Genomic DNA, 18,027 nt, shown 5'->3' on the forward strand with positions numbered 1-18,027 from the left:
CCCGGTTCAACCGGGGAACGAGAAACAATCTCCCCATCTCCCCATCTCCCGATCTCCCCATCTCCCCTAAGAGCAGAGTGGGCTTTGAACAATGAATTTAGTAATATTGTTGGCGCTTTTAGCGATGATGTTTCCGCCCATTTGTTCAACCAACTTTTTGACCAGTGCTAGTCCTAAACCAGTGCCACCATATTTCCAGGGGTCGTTTTGGGGTATGCGATAGAATTTATCAAAGATCCGGGGAAGTTCTGGTTCTGGAATTTCCACACCTGTATTAGTAACGATCAGTTGCAGCCAAGAAGATTGATTGATTAGAGAAATACTTGCTTCTTGTTGAGTTGTTTTTTCCTGTAAGATGCTAAGTTCGATCGCAATAGTGCCACCTGCGGGAGTATATTTACAAGCATTATTCAGTAGTTCTGTCACCACTCGACTGAGACTAAAAGGATCGCAATTGACTGTTGGCAAGTTGGCAGCGAGATTAATTTTCAAATATTGTTGATGATTTTGGGTGCGAATTTCAAATGGCTCAATAGTATGAAGAATCCAATCTTTGAGGTTAATTTCTGAGAGTTGTTGCGGATAAGTTCCGGCTTCTAGATGTTGTAAGTTTAACAAGTCTTCTACTAAAAGCAGTTCCCGATCGCACTCTTCCTGCAAAACTTTTAAATATCGCAAAATTTGGCGGTTTTGACTTACTAATTCCCTATTTCCCTGAGTCTGATTATCTTCTTGACTCAACAAACTTGCCAATAGTTGAATTATCATTTTCATACTAGCAATGGGGGAGCGCAATTCGTGGGAAATGGTATTAAGAAACTCATTTTTCAGTTGATTGAGCCGTTGCAGTTCTTGGACTTGAGCTTGTGCCGCTTCATAGAGATGAGCTTGGCGAAGTGCGATCGCGCATTGATTCGCTACCTGTTCCACCAAATTTACCTCCATTTCACCAAAACTAGAACCTGTGTTTCTATATAACCACAAATCGCCTAAAATTCCTGTTTCTTCCACCTGATTATCAAATATGGGACAGGCAAGAATCGCTGCCTGATTCCCCGTTGAATTAGATTCTATTTGACAGAAAGCAAAGCAATATTTCTGCTGTAACTGTTGATAAACTTCTGGAGAATCTATTGTATAAAATGGTTGATCTTTAGTTTGATTCAATTCTGGCTGTACCCATTGATATCGCATCACGGACTTTAAGCGATCGGGATGGTAAAGCACAGCATCACAACAGTTCACCTCTAACGCACATCCCAATGCTTCCACAACCATTTGCAAAATTTGATGTTGATCTAAACAATCCCGCATTCTATCAGAAATCTGCTTTAAGGTCGCGGCAAAATTTAAGGATTGTTGTAATTGCAATGTGCGAATTTGTACTCCTCGCTCTAAATTAATATTCAATTGCCGGACTTCTGCTTCCGCCAGTTGTCGTTCATGAACTTCTCTTTCTAATTTTTGATTTTGGACAATTAGAAGTTGCTGTTGTTGTTGGATTAATAATTGATTTTTAATGCGTGCTAATACTTCCAGTTCTTGAAAAGGTTTAGTAATATAATCTTGTCCGCCAACTTCAAATCCTTTAACTTTATCACTTATATCATCAAAAGCACTAATAAAAATAATTGGAATATGTTGTGTCACTTCTGAGGCTTTCAACTTTTGGCAAACTTCATAGCCATCCATTCCTGGCATATTAATGTCCAGCAAAATCAAATCAGGTGGATTTTGCTGGACACTTTGCAACGCCATGTTTCCACTCAGGGATTTCCGAACAATATAGCCAGGGAACTCTAGAATTGTAGCTAACAACCGCAAATTATCGGGGCGATCGTCTACAATTAGAATACTTGTTTTAGATGGGGGTTTAAGCATAATAAAATCTATTTTTGGCTATTGGCTATTGGCTATTGGCTGGCTGATTCGATAGTTCAGTTCATGGCTAAGATTAATTTCAATTGTGTTTGCTCTACTCACGAGTCAACTGTTGAATGTATAGTTGTTCAGGTCCCGAAAGCCGAGCGACAGAAATAAAACAGTAACAGAAGCTACCACACCCAGTAATATAGGCAAAATTTTCCTGATTAGGGAGTGACAAATAGGTTGGATAGGAGCCACAGGGATCTTAATCATAAGGCGATCGAGCGAGCGAGCTATCAATTAAAATATCTCAATTTCATGGTGATTTCTTTGAGATCTCAACAATCTGAAATAAATTTTTTTTAACCAGGTAATTATTATGACAAATTAATTCATAATAATCCATTAATTTCAATTGTCAGCGATCCTACGCCTGTTGCTTTGAAAAAGTGTTAAGTGTAAATCCTGCTGACAAAACAGCGCTGCTTTATCTGCAACGGATTGATATTCTGACAAAACAGGTTTGGACTTTTACAACAGAAGTGATTTATGGGGTTGAGCTGAGATCTTGCACCATTCTCAATTCTCAAAAGATCTCAAGACGATCGCTTAGATTGTAGCTAAAATAAAATTGCATTCCTTGAGTTAACCACAGATGAACAACTCTCCAGACTTCGACGTGAACAGGGCAGTTGAGCTTGTCGAAACTCAGCCGAACGACAACGAATCTCATCCCTCAGCAGGGGGCGGTTTACCTGTAATTCAATACTGGGTAGAAAAAACCTTGACTCCCACAGGATTGAAACTATGGCAAACACTGAATCATAAAAGTGCTTGTCTATCCTGTGCTTGGGGAACAGGCGGACAAAAAGGCGGATTTGTTAACGAAGCTTCTGAATATTTACAACGCTGTGCTAAAAGTGTCGAAGCGATCGCATCGGAATTACAACCCGCTATTAACCGAGAATTCTTCCAGAAGTATAGCATAACTCAACTGCAACAACTCACTTCACAGGAATGCGATCGCTTAGGTAGACTCAATTATCCCCTAATCCTCAGAACTGGAGCCTCTCACTACTCACGCATCACCTGGGAAGAAGTTTTCCAAATAGCAACCAAAGCATTTCAACAACCAGCCCAACGCATCGCTACTTATAGTTCCGGGCGTTCTTCCAATGAAGCCGCTTATCTGCTACAACTGCTAATGCGTAGCTTAGGCAGCAATAACCTAGCAGATTGTTCCGATCTTTGTCACGCTCCCTCAACCGTTGGATTAAAACAAGTATTTGGCTCAGGCACATCAATGGTGAGCCTAGAAAGCCTAAAAGAAAGTGATTGCGTGGTTTTAGTTGGCTCTAATGCTCCAGCTAATCATCCCCGGTTAATGAATGAATTGATTAAATTGCGCCAAAGAAACGGCAAAGTTATCATTATTAACCCCCAAATAGAAATCGGCTTAGTAAAATTTGCTTCTCCAGCTTTTCCCATTAAATCTCTGCTCAAAGGCGGCTCAGACATCTCTACTTTATATCTGCAACTAATTCCTGGTAGCGATGTTGCCTTATTTATTGGTTTACAAAAATCCTTAATTGAACAGGATTTAATCAAAAAAGACTATCTCGCCTCCTACACCGACGGCTGGCAAGAAGTCATAAACTATGCCCAACAAACATCTTGGGAAACTATTACTAACACAAGTGGTTTATCTATTGAAGAAATCACAGCCGCAGCTTATTTAATTGGTACATCAGAGCGAGTAGTATTTGCCTGGGCAATGGGCATTACTCAGCATAGTAACGGAGTAGATAACGTTTTTAGTATTGCTAACACAGCCTTAATTACAGGTAATGCAGGAAAACTCGGTGCAGGTACAATGCCCATTCGCGGACATTCCAATGTCCAAGGATTTGGTTCAATGGGTGTAACTGTGCGATTAAAAGAAGAAATCAAACAAGCACTCTCCCAATTATTAGGACATCCCGTAAGTGAAACCCCAGGTTATGATACCCGCGCCTTAATTGAAGCTGCTACAGAGGGAAAAATTGATACACTTTTATGCTTAGGGGGAAATCTTTATGCCGCTAACCCGGATTTAAAACAAGCCAAATTTGCATTATCACAAATTCCGACCATTTTTTATGTTGCTACTAAACCAAATTTAGGACATTTTCACGGATTAGCACAACATCAAACCTTAATTTTACCTGTATTCAATCGGTTTGAAAATCCACATCAAACTACCACTGAATCCGGGAATAATTTTGTGCGGTTAAATGATCCGGGAACTAGTCATTTACAACCAAGTGAAGCTGAGTTAATTTCGGAAGTGGAATTACTTACAGAAATCGCTCATCGCCTACATGGAGAAAGTCCAATTAATTGGCGGAAATTACAAGATACTAGCTATGTTAGGGAGTTAATTGCTAAAACCATTCCCGGTTATCAAAAAATTGCCACAATTGACAAAACTCAAGAAGAATTTACTATTGAAGGGCGGATTTTTACTCAACCAAAATTTGCTACAAGTTCGGGAAAAGCCCAAATGTTTGTCACACCTTTACCACAATTAAATTTACCAAGCAAAACTAATTTTGGTATTACCGAAGAGTCAACAGGAATTGTGCTAATTTTAGGTACGGGACGCAGCTACGGACAACATAATACTGTAGTTTATCAGCAGGGGGATAAATATCGGGGAATGCCCCATCGCCATTGTATTTTAATGAATCGTTTGGATGTGCAGAATGCCGGATTACAAGAACATCAACGAGTTTATGTTAAAGGAGATGTTGGAGAATTAGATAATATTGAGATTATTTGCGGTACAATTCGGGAAGGAGCGGCTTTTATGTTTTATCCTGAAGCTAATATTTTATTTAGTGCGAATAGCGATCGCCGCAGTGGTACACCTGCCTATAAACGAGTTCCTGTCTGTGTATACGTTAAGTAGTCTATAACGCTATAGCCAGGAAAATAGTTTAACTGTTCTATCTGTTAATCGGGCAGGAATACTCACTCTTTCGACAAAATCATCGCTTCTTTATGTGAACCAGCGGCGAATTAACTCGACTTGAAAACGATATCCTGCGGCAATTTCCTCAATTAATTCGCGTCGCAAAAGCAATTCCAGAATACTATCTAAATTATCGGCAAACTGACGGGATAAAACTTCTCGGCTGACTGTTGCACCTTCCCCCTGTGCGGCGATGAAACGCAGCAAAGCTAAAGCATTAGTAGGGGCAGGTTTTGGGGAGAGATTGTGGTTTTGAGACAATGAGTTATCTGCTAAACCTGCCCCTACCTGATTATTTTGAATATCGGCAAAAAAGAAACTGCCACTGCTTAAAGCTGCTGGTACTGCTGCTTCTACATCGGCTAATGTTGCCAAGCGACGCACAGAGGGGTCTTGCTCGTTTTTCAGGTAGATAATTTCCGCGCACAGCAGTTGCACTAGAAATGGGTGACAGCGGGTGAGTTGCAGGACTCGCTCAACCGCATCGGGTTCGTAGCGGAGGGTAAAATCTTTCACAGGTCGCTCAATTAGCTGACGCGCTTCCGGTTCTTTCAGATAGCTGATATGCAAGACTTGCACGTTGATTAAGTAGCTAGCCCAACGCTGAAACTCTTCTATTGTATGGCTACCAGCTAGCAGCAGTTTGAAGCGGGGACGATGTTGGATGAGGTGACGCAGCATTCCCAAAACGTCTTGTTCGTCAAAGCGTCCTTTGCTGATAGCGTCGTCTAGCGCCTCGAACTCATCCAAGGAAAGCAGGGCGATATTTTGTGCTAGGGTTTGTTCTACTTTATCGAGCCATTCATCAAAGCTGGTGAAAGGGTCAACGGCTAAGGTTTCGCGGGTGAGGGGTGGGAGAGTGACAGCACTTTGACGTTTGGCTGAGTCTATCATCGCTCTGGCGATATTGTAGAGAAAACCAGTATAGTCACTCGCTGATGAAACTGGCCCTTGCAAGTCTACAAACATCGGGATGATGCTATTGGGTAGCAAGCGTCCCAGGTTGTTGAGGAGGGAGGTTTTGCCCATGCGTCGCTGACCGTATAGTAGCAAAGGTGGGCGGCGGCGGTCTAGGATTAATTGTTCGATGCGAGTACCGATGTCAGTGCGCCCGGTGAAGATTTCCTGCTGTTCGGTGAGAGGTACGCCAAGGATATAGGGATTGTCTACTTCTTGGCGAAGTTCGACTGTTTCTGTTAGTTCTAGTACATAGTTAGTAATGATTCGATACCAATCAGTAGCGATGGGAAGAAAACGCACTGCATATTTTTCATCACTGCGGGTCAAACCCTGGATTAAACTGTCTAATTCCTTAGCCAGTCTACTCAGAACTAAACGCTGATTGTAAGTGCTTTTTTGATGCAAAGCAGCATCCACATCATTGCTAATACGGCTAAAACCACTCAGTAGGATAGTGACAGGACTTTTTAGTTCGTCAACTGCTAGAGTGCGATGAGCATTACTGATAGCTACCACATCTTTACAATGTTCTAATTCCCTTGCATCTAGTTCTATTTGTACCGCTTGTGCAGCCCAACGCTGACGGCTGGTACTAAGGTAATTTAGTGCGGCTTTTCCCTCATCTGGGTTACGTTCCAGGACAAGGAGAAGGTGATTGTCTAAACCGCGTAAAGGCAAAAATTCCCATTCATCCCAAAAAGCAGAATGCCAACGTAAGAGACTCGGTTTACTGTTAGTGCGTAATTTGTCGAGTCGATAAAGCACTGTATTCCAAATAGTTAGGAAAGGATAGACTACTACTGGCAGCCATAAGTTTATAATTGCTCCCAAAACTGCCGCCACGCCTGCTTGCAAAACTGCTTTGAAGTTTTGCCCTCCCACTCCGCCAAGTAGAGTTACTATTACACCTGCTGCTACAGTAAATGCCACATTGTCTAACACTGTTTTCAATAAATTTGCTACTCTTGCTGCAAGTTGGAATCCGACACCAATGGTAAAGGGAATAAATAAATCGGAAGATATGCCTACTACTAAAGAAACGACTATGCCATAAGCGAAACCAAACCACCCAACAAATGTTAAACTTGCTGCCAATCCTCCTATTACCCCATAAGCTATGCTTTTAAGTACACCTATTGTAATGAGAACAGCAATCTTTTCAATTGACTCACCCAATCTCCACAGCACTAACCCGTGTAGTATGTTAACTAAGATAGGCAAAACTATGTAACTTTGGATCGATAGCCTCCATAGAGCCGGATTGCACCACCGTTTTTGTTTAATCCATATTTTTAAAAGAGAAGAATCAGTGTTGATGTCGGGGTCGATGCGGGTTAAATGGTTACGGAAAGCTGAGGGACGTAAGAAAATCCACCAGAGTAATTGCAGGCTACCGATAATCAGGTTGGGGTGCTGTTCGGGTGCATGGGTGTAGGCGTTGCGCGGCACATTTGGCGAGGTCATTTTGGTTGGGGTTTTTGTCTTCTGGGCTGGGTGTGAGGAAAAACGCTGAGAATCTATTCTTTATTTATTGTGAATTGACTTACCAGGTTGTGGATGTTGCGCCTATGAGAAAATCGTCGGAAATTCTGTAGGGGCGAAGCAGTCGGGCGACAATTTATGAGACATAACCAAGATATAACTATCCGACTGCTTCGCCCTGCCTCACAGATAACCTCGATATCAGTATCTTCGTAGATTTGCATAAATTTGTGGTTGTGTTTTGGAGAGATTTGTAGATAGAGGTTATCTGTCGGGGCTGGGCGAAGCATTTGGATTTAAGCATCTTTTTTGAGTTGCATAAATTGTCGCCCAAATGCTGATGCCTACGGCACGCACTCGCGTTCGCCCCTACAATATTTTTGCAATTAACTCTGAATGCAATCCCCCGGTGGTGGATGCCGTCCGATTTCCTTATCGGCAGCGCGAATATCAACGATTCTTTCTCTATTAAATTTTAATGCTGCAATTGTAGCTCGTCCTGTTGCTGTCAAACCAATAATTGAGCGTACATCTACTGACCAGATAAAGTGTTCTTCCCAGCTATCAGAACGAGGATTAAACAAAGACACTTCTGCCCCTGACTGCTTATCGATTGCTGCAATTTTATCTGATTTTTGGCGATTGCAATGAAAACAAGCTAAAGCTAAATTATCGATCGAGTTTAAGCCACCTTTACTCAAAGGAATTACATGATCTACTGTAAAGGGAATACACTGCCATCGCTCAGATGTGTGACAGTATTCGCACAAGTAATTAGCTCGTTTTCGTACTTCTTCTTGGGTTGATTCACTAATGTAACGATTTGCAGACAAGCCTTTTATTCTCCTTTTTTGGGAGTCAGTAAAAGATTTCTAACGAGGCGGTTAATTAAACTGAAATAATCGTCTAATTCCTCATAAGAATCTAACTCTTTTTCTTCTTCAGCCGTAAGACCAGAATCTTTTTGTTTGGCTAGTAAAGTTTCAATTCGATTTTGTACTGTGCTAGAAGCACGAAGAATTGGCACTCCTTCTACTAACTCAATGCGAACAGCGCCTTCGATAGGTAAACTGTTGGGTAAGCTATGCAGCTTTAGAGGTAAATTAGTTGTCATGGTCTTTATTTAGGGAAATGTAGACATTTGAATTTGAGGCAAAATTTTCAAGATAATACCATTATAATTATTGCAGTGCTTCCCAATCTTCTAAAGGTGTAGCAGGTTCACAAGGATCGTCATAGCGATATGGTTGTTTGTCGCGCAAAGGATAAGGATTTGATTCTGATTGTTGGTAATTACGTTTAAGAATAATAATTTCCACAGAATCACCTGCTTGAAATGGCAAATCTTTTAATAGTAAAGTGCCATTGTCAGTTAAAGTTGTTTCTATCTTGTGTGCGTTCATATTTAATCTGCCATTTATTTAAAGATGGACTTTAGCGCTAAAGCGCAACAACGTACCTCAATTTTAGTTTATGCTTCTAACAAACCTAAAAACGGTTGCATTTGTTGCAATGCTTCTTCCCGCCAATTATCCTCTGTTTCCCCATCTTCTAAAGTAAATAATCTTTCTCGACAAAGGATTTGCAACAAAATCGCCCAGCGTCCACTTTGGGTTAAAATCCACTCTATATCATCCTCTGGGAAAGGTATGGGCGAACTAGTTATCAATTCTCGCGCTTCTACCTCTGTCAACGCTCCCAATGTGGCGCTATAGCCGAAAATGTTGAAAAAGGGCGAACTATGTCCGGTGTGACGCGCTAGTTCTATGGGTGATTCCGGTGTCGCTAAGACAAAGGCTAGATTACCTTGAGTATAGTTGGTGGCTAAGGAACGCAAACTCTCCCAAAACCCATCATCTAATTCGGGACAGCGTTGCAATCCTACGCCAATCTCATCGAGTAAGATAACTGTAGGTTTCTGCAATTTGCCGCTAACCGCATCCATGAATTTATCTAAGTCACAAGGATTGGGTATCGGCATTTCCAGGCATTCTAATATATAGCCTAACAATCCCTCCCGACTCTGCATTCGCGCATCTTGCAAGTCTACGAATATCCAGCGATAATTCTCTGGATTGGGCAACCAGTCAGATTTTTGGTTGGGGCGCAACTGTGCTGCTGGTGTGGTGGTGATGTTTTTCAAGTAATGCAGCAGAGAAGTTTTGCCGCTACGCCGTTTACCGATAATGGCGGCGTTTTGCAGGGGATGGCGTTTTAGTAAATCGAATATGCGTTTGAGTTCTCGCTGTCTCCCGAAAAAGTAGCGCGGTTGGGTGGTGGGAATGCCGGGGATAAAAGGTGAGGGGGGTGGGGGTGTAGTTTCTTCTTTAGAGGCGATTTGCTGCCAGTTTAACCCCAGTCTTTCGCTAATTTCGACAAAATTAAGATAATCAACGGGTTTGCCGTTAAGGAACTTGCTAACGGTGTCTCTAGCTATTCCTAATGTGTCGGCTAGCACCTGTTGGCTGGGAAAGCCGTTACGCTGAAGAGATTGTTTTACTTTAACGATATACTTTGGGGCTACTTTTAGCGATCGCGGCATAATTCACCTGACAACAGCAACTCACACAGGAGTTAATTTTTTAGCCCTACAGATGTCATGCAAAAGTCCGACACTGGTAACAAATGCTCCAACTCGAACTCAGTCAAGCTCAGGGTTTGATTAGTATTATCGAGTTCAAACCTACTGATATGCAATACTTTAACTACCTCAAAGAAGCCCTCTACATTGTTGCAGCAATAGTAACTATTTATCAAATTTGTCAGGAGTTGGCGATCGCTTGTGGCATACTTCTGGCAATATTTATTGTTTACTACCTGATTGCTCATTTATAACAAAAGTAACAATTGAGATTTACTAGATTTTCTAAACGCGCTTTTTCCAGTAGACGGCGCGATTTTTATTTATACTCTGCACGGACACAAACGGTTATTTTGGATTTGTAGGGGCGAAGCATTCCGGTAGTAATTTGTTGGTTGAACCAAAAGATATTTGCCGGAATGCTTCGCCCCTACTGGCTTAAAAAAGCTCAGTCTATGACCGTGAACAGTATAAGTTTGTTGTTTGGCAAGAGCGATCGCTATCATTTATGTAACGATCAAATTTAGCCTACTTCTATTACCTGATGATCCTGCCTACAAAAAACCTTTAAAGGGGGCTTATACATCCGCCCCCTGAAACTGTACAATTTTATTATTAATCGTCTAACTTTATTATTCCTCCACAACACAGTAAAATTGAATATTTCCCCTATTCAACTGTTACCGACTTGGCTAAATTCCGAGGTTGGTCTACATCTAAACCTCTTCTTGAAGCAATATGATAAGCCAACAATTGCAAAGGAATTACTGTGACAATGGGAGACAATAATTCATCAACTAAAGGAACTGGTAAAATCTGATCGAAAACATCAGATTCTTCCCCTTCATTAGCAGCGGTTACGCCAATTAAGCGGGAATCGCGGGCTTTGGCTTCTTGGGCGTTGGAAATTACTTTTTCGTAAACGGGACTACCGGGCATGGCAATGGCAACTACTGGAACTTTAGCATCTAAAAGTGCGATCGGACCATGCTTCATTTCCCCAGCCGGATAACCTTCCGCATGAATATAACTAATTTCCTTCAGTTTCAGCGCCCCTTCCAAAGCAATTGGGTAATTAATTCCCCGACCTAAAAAGATAAAATCTTGCGTCTCCGCAAAATCATGCGCCAACTCTTCAATGTATCTTTCTTGGCTTTCCAAAACCATTTCAATTTGCGCTGGTAGCAATCGTAAATCATCCACAATTTTCTCGATCGCAGTAGCAGATAAAGTCTTTCTTCGATAAGCTAAATCCAACGCCAAACAATAAAAAGCAATTAACTGAGCCGAAAAAGTTTTCGTTGCCGCCACCCCAATTTCAATACCAGCATGGGTATCAATAATGTGAGAAACTAATTGACCAAGAGAACTTTCTGGACGATTAGTAATTCCCAACAATCTAGCCTTAAACTCCTCAGATTTACCTAACCTTCGAGTTTGTTCCATTGACAAAGCCGCCAAAGTATCAGCCGTTTCTCCTGATTGTGTTACCCCAATAGTTAAAGTATTTGCAGTTAACGGTGGCGGTGCATAACGAAACTCCGAAGCATACTGCACAGTCGTCGTAACTCCCGCCAACTGTTCCAACAAATATTTTCCCACTAAACCAGCGTGCCAAGAAGTACCACAAGCCAGAATTTGAATATGTTCTAAATCTGCACAAAATTCTGTTGGTAAATCCAATTTTATTGGTGATTTCCCATTAGATGAAGTCCAATCATTATCAAGATAAGCTTCCAAACAAGTTCTTACCACTCCCGGTTGTTCATAAATCTCTTTCAACATGAAGTGACGGAACCCTTGCTTTTCTACTAATATCGGATTCCAATTCAAAGTGCGGGGAGTTTTCTTCAATCTATCACCCGCAAAATTGTAAACCTCCACACCCAAAGGCGTTAGCCGCGCTAATTCTCCATTTTCTAAAGTTAAAACCGCACGAGTATGAGGTACAATTGCCGGAGTATCAGAAGCGCAGAAAAACTCGCCTGAACCGAATCCGATCGCCAAAGGTGCCTGCTGTCTCGCTACAATTAACTCATCAGGAAAATCAGCCGAAATTACCGCAATAGCAAACGCCCCCTCCAGCTTATTTACCGCCTGTCGCACCGCTTCTAAAAACCGTGAATGAGCAGAAACCGCAGAATTATTCGGCAACAAAGTTAAAAACTCTGCAATTAAATGGGGAATCACTTCCGTATCCGTATCGGAACGAAACTTATGCCCTCTACTTTTTAACTCTTCCCGCAACTCCCGATAATTTTCCACAATCCCATTTTGCACCACCGCCACTCGCATCGCCGTATCCGTATGTGGATGTGCGTTGTACTCTTCCGGCTTACCATGAGTAGCCCAGCGAGTATGCCCAATCCCTATTTGCGCCGGATTTTCATCGCCCGCTAACTTATCACGCAGGTTTTGCAACTTCCCCTTAGCCCGGACGCAGTGAATATCTCCCTCCCTCACAGTAGCTACGCCAGCAGAATCATAACCCCGATATTCCAGCTTCTCTAATCCTGCTAACAAAATCTCACTAGCCGCCTGAGTGCCAATATAGCCAACAATTCCACACATTTCACGACCACTCCTGCTCTTGCCAAACAACAATACTTACTTGCTCAAAACTACTGAGCTATCAAGATAACGTCAAGTTTTCTGTAAGTAATGACTTTTGGGTAGTAGGGTCTAAATCCCCTGAAATTACACCCTATTGCCTGTTCCGTTCCCTGTTCCCTGTTCCTGTTTTATCACCAAATAACTAGTCCTGAGTACGAGTCAGAAGTTCAACAGATGGAAGGAAGAATCTTCACAACTCAACACTCAGGACTATGGATGCAAGAGCTTAGTAGGCCAAGCCCATACTGCGAGTAGTTTCAGCGCCCAAGTAAACTCGGATGCTCAAAAAGTCTGTGGGGCAAGCCGTTTCGCAACGTTTGCAACCAACACAGTCTTGGGTTCTCGGAGATGAGGCAATCTGAGCAGCTTTGCAGCCGTCCCAGGGAACCATCTCCAATACGTCAGTGGGGCAAGCCCGGACGCATTGAGTGCAGCCAATACAGGTATCGTAGATTTTTACTGAATGTGACATGGAATAAAGACTCCAAACGAAGGCTCAACAATGCGACATCTGCGGTGAAGCAGATAATAATAAGCTTCTTTGAATCAAAGCTTAGTTTACCGCACACCCTCTCAGCTACTCCTCAAAACTCAGCAAAACTTTAAAGATCTTGACAATTGATCGAAAGAATCAGGGTTTCAGGGTTTCAGGGTGCTGGGGACTGGGGACTGGGGACTGGGGACAAGGGGACTGGGAGGACTAGGGTACAAGGAGAGATTTACACAACCACTGATTTCATGTGCTGGAATCGTCGTCCCTGTAGTAGCTATAGGTACACTTTAGATTGCTAAAATCAAAAGTATACTCAATCGATATACTAATTGCTAAATCAATAGGAGTTCCGGCAGGCGCAGGACAATAATTATGTGATTTAAATACCCATATATCAGGTTCAGTCTTTTTGGTTACTATCTTAAGAATTTTCTGATTAAGGATAGCATTTACTAAGGTTGTGCAGGGAAGATTTGAAACATTAGACCATTCTTGAGAGTCGCTGCTCTCTCCACTATTGGTTGTCCAACTACGATTGTAAATATGAAGCATTTCTAAAGGCTTATTGTCGTAGAAGAAAGTACCTTTGATATTCTCGAACTTACATTCCTCGAAGCTAATCATGTATCCATTGCTGGTATTTTTCCAATAAATAGTTAGGGGCTTGCCTGTGTGTTCTACAATCAAAGAGCATTGACTGTTGTCTTGAGAAATTGTTTCGTATAAATCCCACCCACTCTTCTTTTGCGGCATAGTTGATCCTGGGAAAGCTTGAGAGATTAATATAAGTGTAACAGCACAAAATTAGTGCCTAGTCTTCATTGCCTAATACCCAAATCTTAATTGTTCTGTCTTCGCTGCCACTGGCTAAAATTTTGCTATTGGGACTAAAGGCTACGGAACGTACTGCTTCTGAATGTCCAGTGAGAATGTCCATGAGTTTGCCAGTAGCTAAATGCCAAATTCTCATAGTATTGTCGGCGCTACCACTGGCGAGTAACTGATTATCGGGGCTAATAGCTAAAGAGTTAATCCTTTGGGAATGTTCTGTTAAGGTGTGCAGTAATACTCCACCACCTAAATGCCAAATTTTAATGGTTTTGTCTTCACTGCCACTAACGACAAATTTCCCATCGGGACTAACGATAACTGTTTTTATAGCAGCCGAATGTCCGGTTAAGGTGTGCAGCAGTTCTCCGCTATTGGTGTCCCAAAGTTTAATTGTACTATCTGCACTGCCACTAATTAAAGTTTGTCCATTGGGACTAAAAGCAACTTGATTAACTATGCCTAGATGTCCAATTAAGGTATGTTGAATTTTTTCTGTAGGTAGTTGCCAAATTTGAATTGAATTATCTCCACTACCACTTGCTAGCATTTGTCCATCAGGACTGATAACGGCAAATTTTACGCCTTGAGATTCGCTGATTACAGATTGGATTAATTCACCTGTTTCTAAATGCCAAACTTTCAGGGTTTTATCTTCACTACCGCTAGCTACAGTTTCTCCATCTGGGCTAAAGGTGACTCGGTTTACTACTCCAAAATGTCCGCTAAAGGTTTTAATAGTTTGCCATCTGGGTGCGCTTTCTTGTAAGTCTTGCATGACTTCACTGGCGCTTTGGTAGCGTTCTTTGAGGGAGTCTTTAACTAATTTGTTTAAAATTTGCGCTAGTTTATCGCTAACATCTGCGCCTCTTTCTCTGAGATATTCTCGCCATACCCAAATGCCTTGTTCTGCTTGGTAAAGTTCTTCTATTACTGTTCCCGTAACTAACTGAATGCAGGTGACTCCTAAACTAAATAAGTCGCTGGCTGGATAAACTTTACCACGAGTTTGTTCAATTGGTGCATAGCCTTCTGTTCCATATTGGGAACCTGTTTTTCCCCAGGAATTACTATGTAGTAGTTTCGCTAAACCAAAGTCTACTAATACTAATTTTCGATCGCTCTGGCGGCGAATTATATTCATTGGTTTAATGTCTCGATGCACTAGGTTATGTTGATGGATGAATTTTAAAACGGGTAATAGATCGTTTAATAAGTTTCTAATTTTTTGTTCGCTGAATGTTCCTTGCTCTAAGATTTCGTCTAATAAGTTTTGTCCTTCAATAAATTCTTGTACTAGGTACAAGCGGCTATCATCCTCGAAACAAGCTAATAATGTCGGAATTTGCGGATGTTCTCCTAGTTGCAGTAATAGTTTAGCTTCTTTCTCAAATATTTGTCTGGCTCTTGCCATTGCGGCGATCGGATCTGCTATTTTACGCCATTTAAAAAATTGCTTGATTACACAATGGGCGTTTAGTCTGTCTGCGTCTATACAAAGTAAGGTTCTGCCAAAACTTCCGGCTTCGATTAGTTTAAGCGATCGATAACGCTTTCTCAACAATAAAGGCGAGTTACAAGTTAAACAAACCTCTGTTTCTTGAGGATTTTCGGGTTGTTCGCAAGTAGGATTAAAGCAATAACTCATATTATGAAAAATTTTTAAGTTTGGTTTTTGGCGTGAGTCACCCACAGACTACTATCTTCTTTCGTAAACACTGACCATAACCGCAAGGCGATCGATAACTTCTGGTAAAAAAGTTCGCCAAGATTGGGGAACTAATATCTCAGGAGTTATTGGCTGCTTATGCGATTTCTAGAGTCACTTCTGTTAGCTTAACTGCATCAATCAACCTCTAGCTTGATTTTTTCAGCATCTACCTTAAGATAGAGATAATAACGAAAGTGACAGAAAATACCACCGCAATGTTAACTTTACGGTGCATAAGAGTTATTAAGAATAACAGCTATATTACCCAGTTCTGGGGCTAAAAATATCATCTATTAATTAAAATTTTTTTCCGAAATTCGGGAACATAGTCATGTAGAATACAGTCAGTTACGGGTAATTAGTGCATCTATTTTCTCTTCATTCCAAAAAGAGAAGTAGTAAACTATACAGATTTCGGAGAGAGATTGTATGTCTTTAAACTTAGCAGACCTTTGCGACGAGAAATTTTACCGCGAAAAGTACAAAGATGTTGACGAAGCGATTAAAAGAGGCGAGTTCCAGAGTGCTAGAGAACACTATGAATTGCTCGGCAAAAACGAAGACCGTCAAGCTTCTTTAGCTTTTGATCCTGAAGAATATCGCGCCTTGAACACTGACGTTGACCAAGCATTTAAAGAAGGTAAAATAACCAGCGTCAGTAAACATTACGAAGAATTCGGTGACAAAGAAGCACGGGAAACTGGCAATCGCTTCTTTAATGCCAGACAATATTTGGAAAGGAATCCAGATGTTAAAGAGGCAGCGAGTAAAGGACTAACTGGAGCTTTAGAACACGCTCTAAAAGTTAGCAGTACAGAAACATATCGTACCGTTAGTTTCTTTTTTAATACTACTTACTATGAAAGTACTAACGTTAAGGTACAACAAGCCATCCAAAGGGGAGAAGTTGTTAGTGCCTTTCAATATTTCGTAACAAAAGGTGCATCAGAAGGAGATATTCCAACTCCTTATTTTGACGAGGCATATTATTTAGAAACCAATCCTGATATTGCAGAAGCAAAGAATAAAGGTCAAATTGTTAGCGCTTTTAACCACTGGGTAAATATTGGTATTAGAGAAAGCCGTGAGTTCAATCGCGCTATCAGTGTTGCAGAATATCTTCAAGTTAATCAGGATGTAGCCGAAGCAGTTAGAGCAGGAACGACTACTGCTTTTGAACATATTGTTGGTGTCGCTTTCAAAGAACGGCGTTTCATTAGTTCCAGGTTTGAGGCTAGCCTGTATACTGACCTAAATCCACAGGTACAACAAGACCTTAGCAAAGGATTGTTTAAGAATCCTCTAGAACAATTCCTGGCAAAAGGTCAGCAACAAGGTTTAATTGCTTCCTCACAAACTACGCTGGCGACTAACAGAGATGATTTACTATTGGGTAAAGCGATCGCCGATCGCCTAGATGGACTAGATGGCAATGACCTAGTTTCTGGCAGTGGCGGCGATGATAATGTCAAAGGCGGTGCAGGTAATGATTACGTCTTTGGCGATAGCGGCGATGACCTAGTATTTGGTGGCGCTGGTAGCGACCTAGTATTTGGTGGCGCTGGTGATGACCTAGTACAAGGTGATGATGGGGATGACATTCTAGTTGGTGAAAGCGGTAAAGATGTCCTCGTCGGTGGTGGTGGTAAGAATTTCCTTTACGGTGGTGAGGGAGATGACTACCTTATCGGTGGTAAAGAGAAAGATATCTTAGTCGGCGGTGATGGGAACGATACTCTCTATGGTGATGATGGAGATGATGTTCTCTTCGGCGGCGATGGCGATGATGTGATGTACGGTGGCGCTGGTAAAGATACTCTCTACGGTGGCGCTGGTAAAGACATCTTTATCATTGATTCATTGCGTGTCGGTAGCTTACCTGGTGGTGGGGGTGACGACGATGACGATGATGACGATGATGACGATGATGATGATGATGATGACGGTACTGGCGACACCATGACTGGCGGTACTGGTGGTGACACCATGACTGGCGGTACTGGCGGTGATTCCATGTCTGGTGGTGCTGACTCCTTGACTGGTGGAACTAAGCAGTTTGGTCAGGATGTGATTTACGATTTCAATGCTCAGGAAGATGTAATCCAGATTGCTGGTTTTGGTTATGGTAATTCTGAAGAACTATTTAGTGCTGTGACTAAGACTGGTACAACGGCGAGTGGGACTTACTACACAACTTTAGCGATTAGTCAAGAGTTCCAGTTGACTATCTTCAGCAGTTCTTCGCTGTCGGTGAAAAACTTTACTGTTGGTTTGGGTAACTTACCTTCTTCTTTTGGTGGTTCTAGCTTACAGGAACTAACTAAGGTTGTGGGTATTAGTTCTGGACTGAAGGTGAAAATTAGCAACCGTCTGAGTTCTGCTGGTTTCAAAGTTAAAAGCAAATCTTAAGGATTGAGTCAGAGTAGACGATCGATGAATCGCTACTAACTGAACCTTAAATTGGATGGCGATCGCACTCT

The 18,027-nt window shown here is 41.7% G+C and carries 13 protein-coding genes; 3 read left to right on the top strand and 10 right to left on the bottom strand.

Going from position 1 to position 18,027, the window contains the following annotated elements:
* Nucleotides 1-66 precede the first annotated feature (66 nt).
* Nucleotides 67-1,881 (bottom strand): hybrid sensor histidine kinase/response regulator, encoded by a 1,815-nt coding sequence (locus ACE1CC_RS04105; RefSeq protein WP_413269197.1) that lies wholly within the window; start codon nucleotides 1,879-1,881, stop codon nucleotides 67-69.
* Between the two features lie 640 nt (nucleotides 1,882-2,521).
* Between ACE1CC_RS04105 and ACE1CC_RS04110 the strand changes: the two genes are divergently transcribed.
* Entirely contained in the window at nucleotides 2,522-4,816 is a 2,295-nt protein-coding gene (locus ACE1CC_RS04110) for an FdhF/YdeP family oxidoreductase (RefSeq protein WP_413269198.1), read from the top strand.
* Nucleotides 4,817-4,906: 90 nt separating this feature from the next.
* Here the strand turns inward: ACE1CC_RS04110 and ACE1CC_RS04115 are convergent, their stop codons facing one another.
* From ACE1CC_RS04115 to ACE1CC_RS04135, 5 genes are all read right to left on the bottom strand, one after another.
* Nucleotides 4,907-7,303, bottom strand: coding sequence for an AAA family ATPase (locus ACE1CC_RS04115; RefSeq protein WP_413269199.1), 2,397 nt, complete (start codon nucleotides 7,301-7,303; stop codon nucleotides 4,907-4,909).
* A gap of 404 nt (nucleotides 7,304-7,707) precedes the next feature.
* Nucleotides 7,708-8,154: an HNH endonuclease gene (locus ACE1CC_RS04120; RefSeq protein WP_413269200.1), complete on the bottom strand. Its 447-nt coding sequence runs from the start codon at nucleotides 8,152-8,154 to the stop codon at nucleotides 7,708-7,710.
* Nucleotides 8,155-8,159: 5 nt separating this feature from the next.
* The gene (locus ACE1CC_RS04125; RefSeq protein ID WP_413269201.1) at nucleotides 8,160-8,435 is read right to left on the bottom strand and encodes a hypothetical protein; all 276 of its coding nucleotides are present in this window, start codon (nucleotides 8,433-8,435) and stop codon (nucleotides 8,160-8,162) included.
* A 67-nt stretch (nucleotides 8,436-8,502) separates the two neighbouring features.
* A complete protein-coding gene (locus tag ACE1CC_RS04130; RefSeq protein WP_413269202.1) occupies nucleotides 8,503-8,724 on the bottom strand; it encodes a hypothetical protein in 222 nt (73 codons plus the stop codon).
* 68 nt (nucleotides 8,725-8,792) lie between these two features.
* The gene (locus ACE1CC_RS04135; protein WP_413269203.1) at nucleotides 8,793-9,863 is read right to left on the bottom strand and encodes an ATP-binding protein; all 1,071 of its coding nucleotides are present in this window, start codon (nucleotides 9,861-9,863) and stop codon (nucleotides 8,793-8,795) included.
* 83 nt (nucleotides 9,864-9,946) lie between these two features.
* Here ACE1CC_RS04135 and ACE1CC_RS04140 point away from each other — a divergent pair, with 83 nt between their 5' ends.
* Nucleotides 9,947-10,156, top strand: a complete 210-nt coding sequence (locus ACE1CC_RS04140; protein ID WP_413269204.1) for a hypothetical protein — start codon at nucleotides 9,947-9,949, stop codon at nucleotides 10,154-10,156.
* Between the two features lie 415 nt (nucleotides 10,157-10,571).
* Here the strand turns inward: ACE1CC_RS04140 and glmS are convergent, their stop codons facing one another.
* From glmS to ACE1CC_RS04160, 4 genes are all read right to left on the bottom strand, one after another.
* Nucleotides 10,572-12,473, bottom strand: a complete 1,902-nt coding sequence (gene glmS, locus ACE1CC_RS04145) for a glutamine--fructose-6-phosphate transaminase (isomerizing) (RefSeq protein ID WP_413269205.1) — start codon at nucleotides 12,471-12,473, stop codon at nucleotides 10,572-10,574.
* 268 nt (nucleotides 12,474-12,741) lie between these two features.
* A complete protein-coding gene (psaC, locus tag ACE1CC_RS04150) occupies nucleotides 12,742-12,987 on the bottom strand; it encodes a photosystem I iron-sulfur center protein PsaC (protein ID WP_013320503.1) in 246 nt (81 codons plus the stop codon).
* 264 nt (nucleotides 12,988-13,251) lie between these two features.
* Nucleotides 13,252-13,761 (bottom strand): hypothetical protein, encoded by a 510-nt coding sequence (locus ACE1CC_RS04155; protein WP_413269206.1) that lies wholly within the window; start codon nucleotides 13,759-13,761, stop codon nucleotides 13,252-13,254.
* Nucleotides 13,762-13,819: 58 nt separating this feature from the next.
* Nucleotides 13,820-15,484 (bottom strand): protein kinase domain-containing protein, encoded by a 1,665-nt coding sequence (locus tag ACE1CC_RS04160; protein WP_413269207.1) that lies wholly within the window; start codon nucleotides 15,482-15,484, stop codon nucleotides 13,820-13,822.
* A 492-nt stretch (nucleotides 15,485-15,976) separates the two neighbouring features.
* Here ACE1CC_RS04160 and ACE1CC_RS04165 point away from each other — a divergent pair, with 492 nt between their 5' ends.
* Nucleotides 15,977-17,956 (top strand): calcium-binding protein, encoded by a 1,980-nt coding sequence (locus ACE1CC_RS04165; protein ID WP_413269208.1) that lies wholly within the window; start codon nucleotides 15,977-15,979, stop codon nucleotides 17,954-17,956.
* Nucleotides 17,957-18,027: the final 71 nt, after the last annotated feature.

The organism is Floridaenema aerugineum BLCC-F46 (assembly GCF_041929345.1).
In the GTDB taxonomy this organism is placed as follows: Bacteria; Cyanobacteriota; Cyanobacteriia; order Cyanobacteriales; family Aerosakkonemataceae; genus Floridanema; species Floridanema aerugineum.

What these genes read in the sequence shown, in the direction of transcription:
- ACE1CC_RS04160 (WP_413269207.1), bottom strand. Translation starts at nt 15,484, where the DNA reads ATGAGTTATTGCTTTAATCCTACTTGCGAACAACCCGAAAATCCTCAA.
- ACE1CC_RS04110 (WP_413269198.1), top strand. Translation starts at nt 2,522, where the DNA reads ATGAACAACTCTCCAGACTTCGACGTGAACAGGGCAGTTGAGCTTGTC.
- ACE1CC_RS04115 (WP_413269199.1), bottom strand. Translation starts at nt 7,303, where the DNA reads ATGACCTCGCCAAATGTGCCGCGCAACGCCTACACCCATGCACCCGAA.
- ACE1CC_RS04155 (WP_413269206.1), bottom strand. Translation starts at nt 13,761, where the DNA reads ATGCCGCAAAAGAAGAGTGGGTGGGATTTATACGAAACAATTTCTCAA.
- ACE1CC_RS04135 (WP_413269203.1), bottom strand. Translation starts at nt 9,863, where the DNA reads ATGCCGCGATCGCTAAAAGTAGCCCCAAAGTATATCGTTAAAGTAAAA.
- glmS (WP_413269205.1), bottom strand. Translation starts at nt 12,473, where the DNA reads ATGTGTGGAATTGTTGGCTATATTGGCACTCAGGCGGCTAGTGAGATT.
- ACE1CC_RS04125 (WP_413269201.1), bottom strand. Translation starts at nt 8,435, where the DNA reads ATGACAACTAATTTACCTCTAAAGCTGCATAGCTTACCCAACAGTTTA.
- psaC (WP_013320503.1), bottom strand. Translation starts at nt 12,987, where the DNA reads ATGTCACATTCAGTAAAAATCTACGATACCTGTATTGGCTGCACTCAA.
- ACE1CC_RS04165 (WP_413269208.1), top strand. Translation starts at nt 15,977, where the DNA reads ATGTCTTTAAACTTAGCAGACCTTTGCGACGAGAAATTTTACCGCGAA.
- ACE1CC_RS04140 (WP_413269204.1), top strand. Translation starts at nt 9,947, where the DNA reads ATGCTCCAACTCGAACTCAGTCAAGCTCAGGGTTTGATTAGTATTATC.
- ACE1CC_RS04105 (WP_413269197.1), bottom strand. Translation starts at nt 1,881, where the DNA reads ATGCTTAAACCCCCATCTAAAACAAGTATTCTAATTGTAGACGATCGC.
- ACE1CC_RS04130 (WP_413269202.1), bottom strand. Translation starts at nt 8,724, where the DNA reads ATGAACGCACACAAGATAGAAACAACTTTAACTGACAATGGCACTTTA.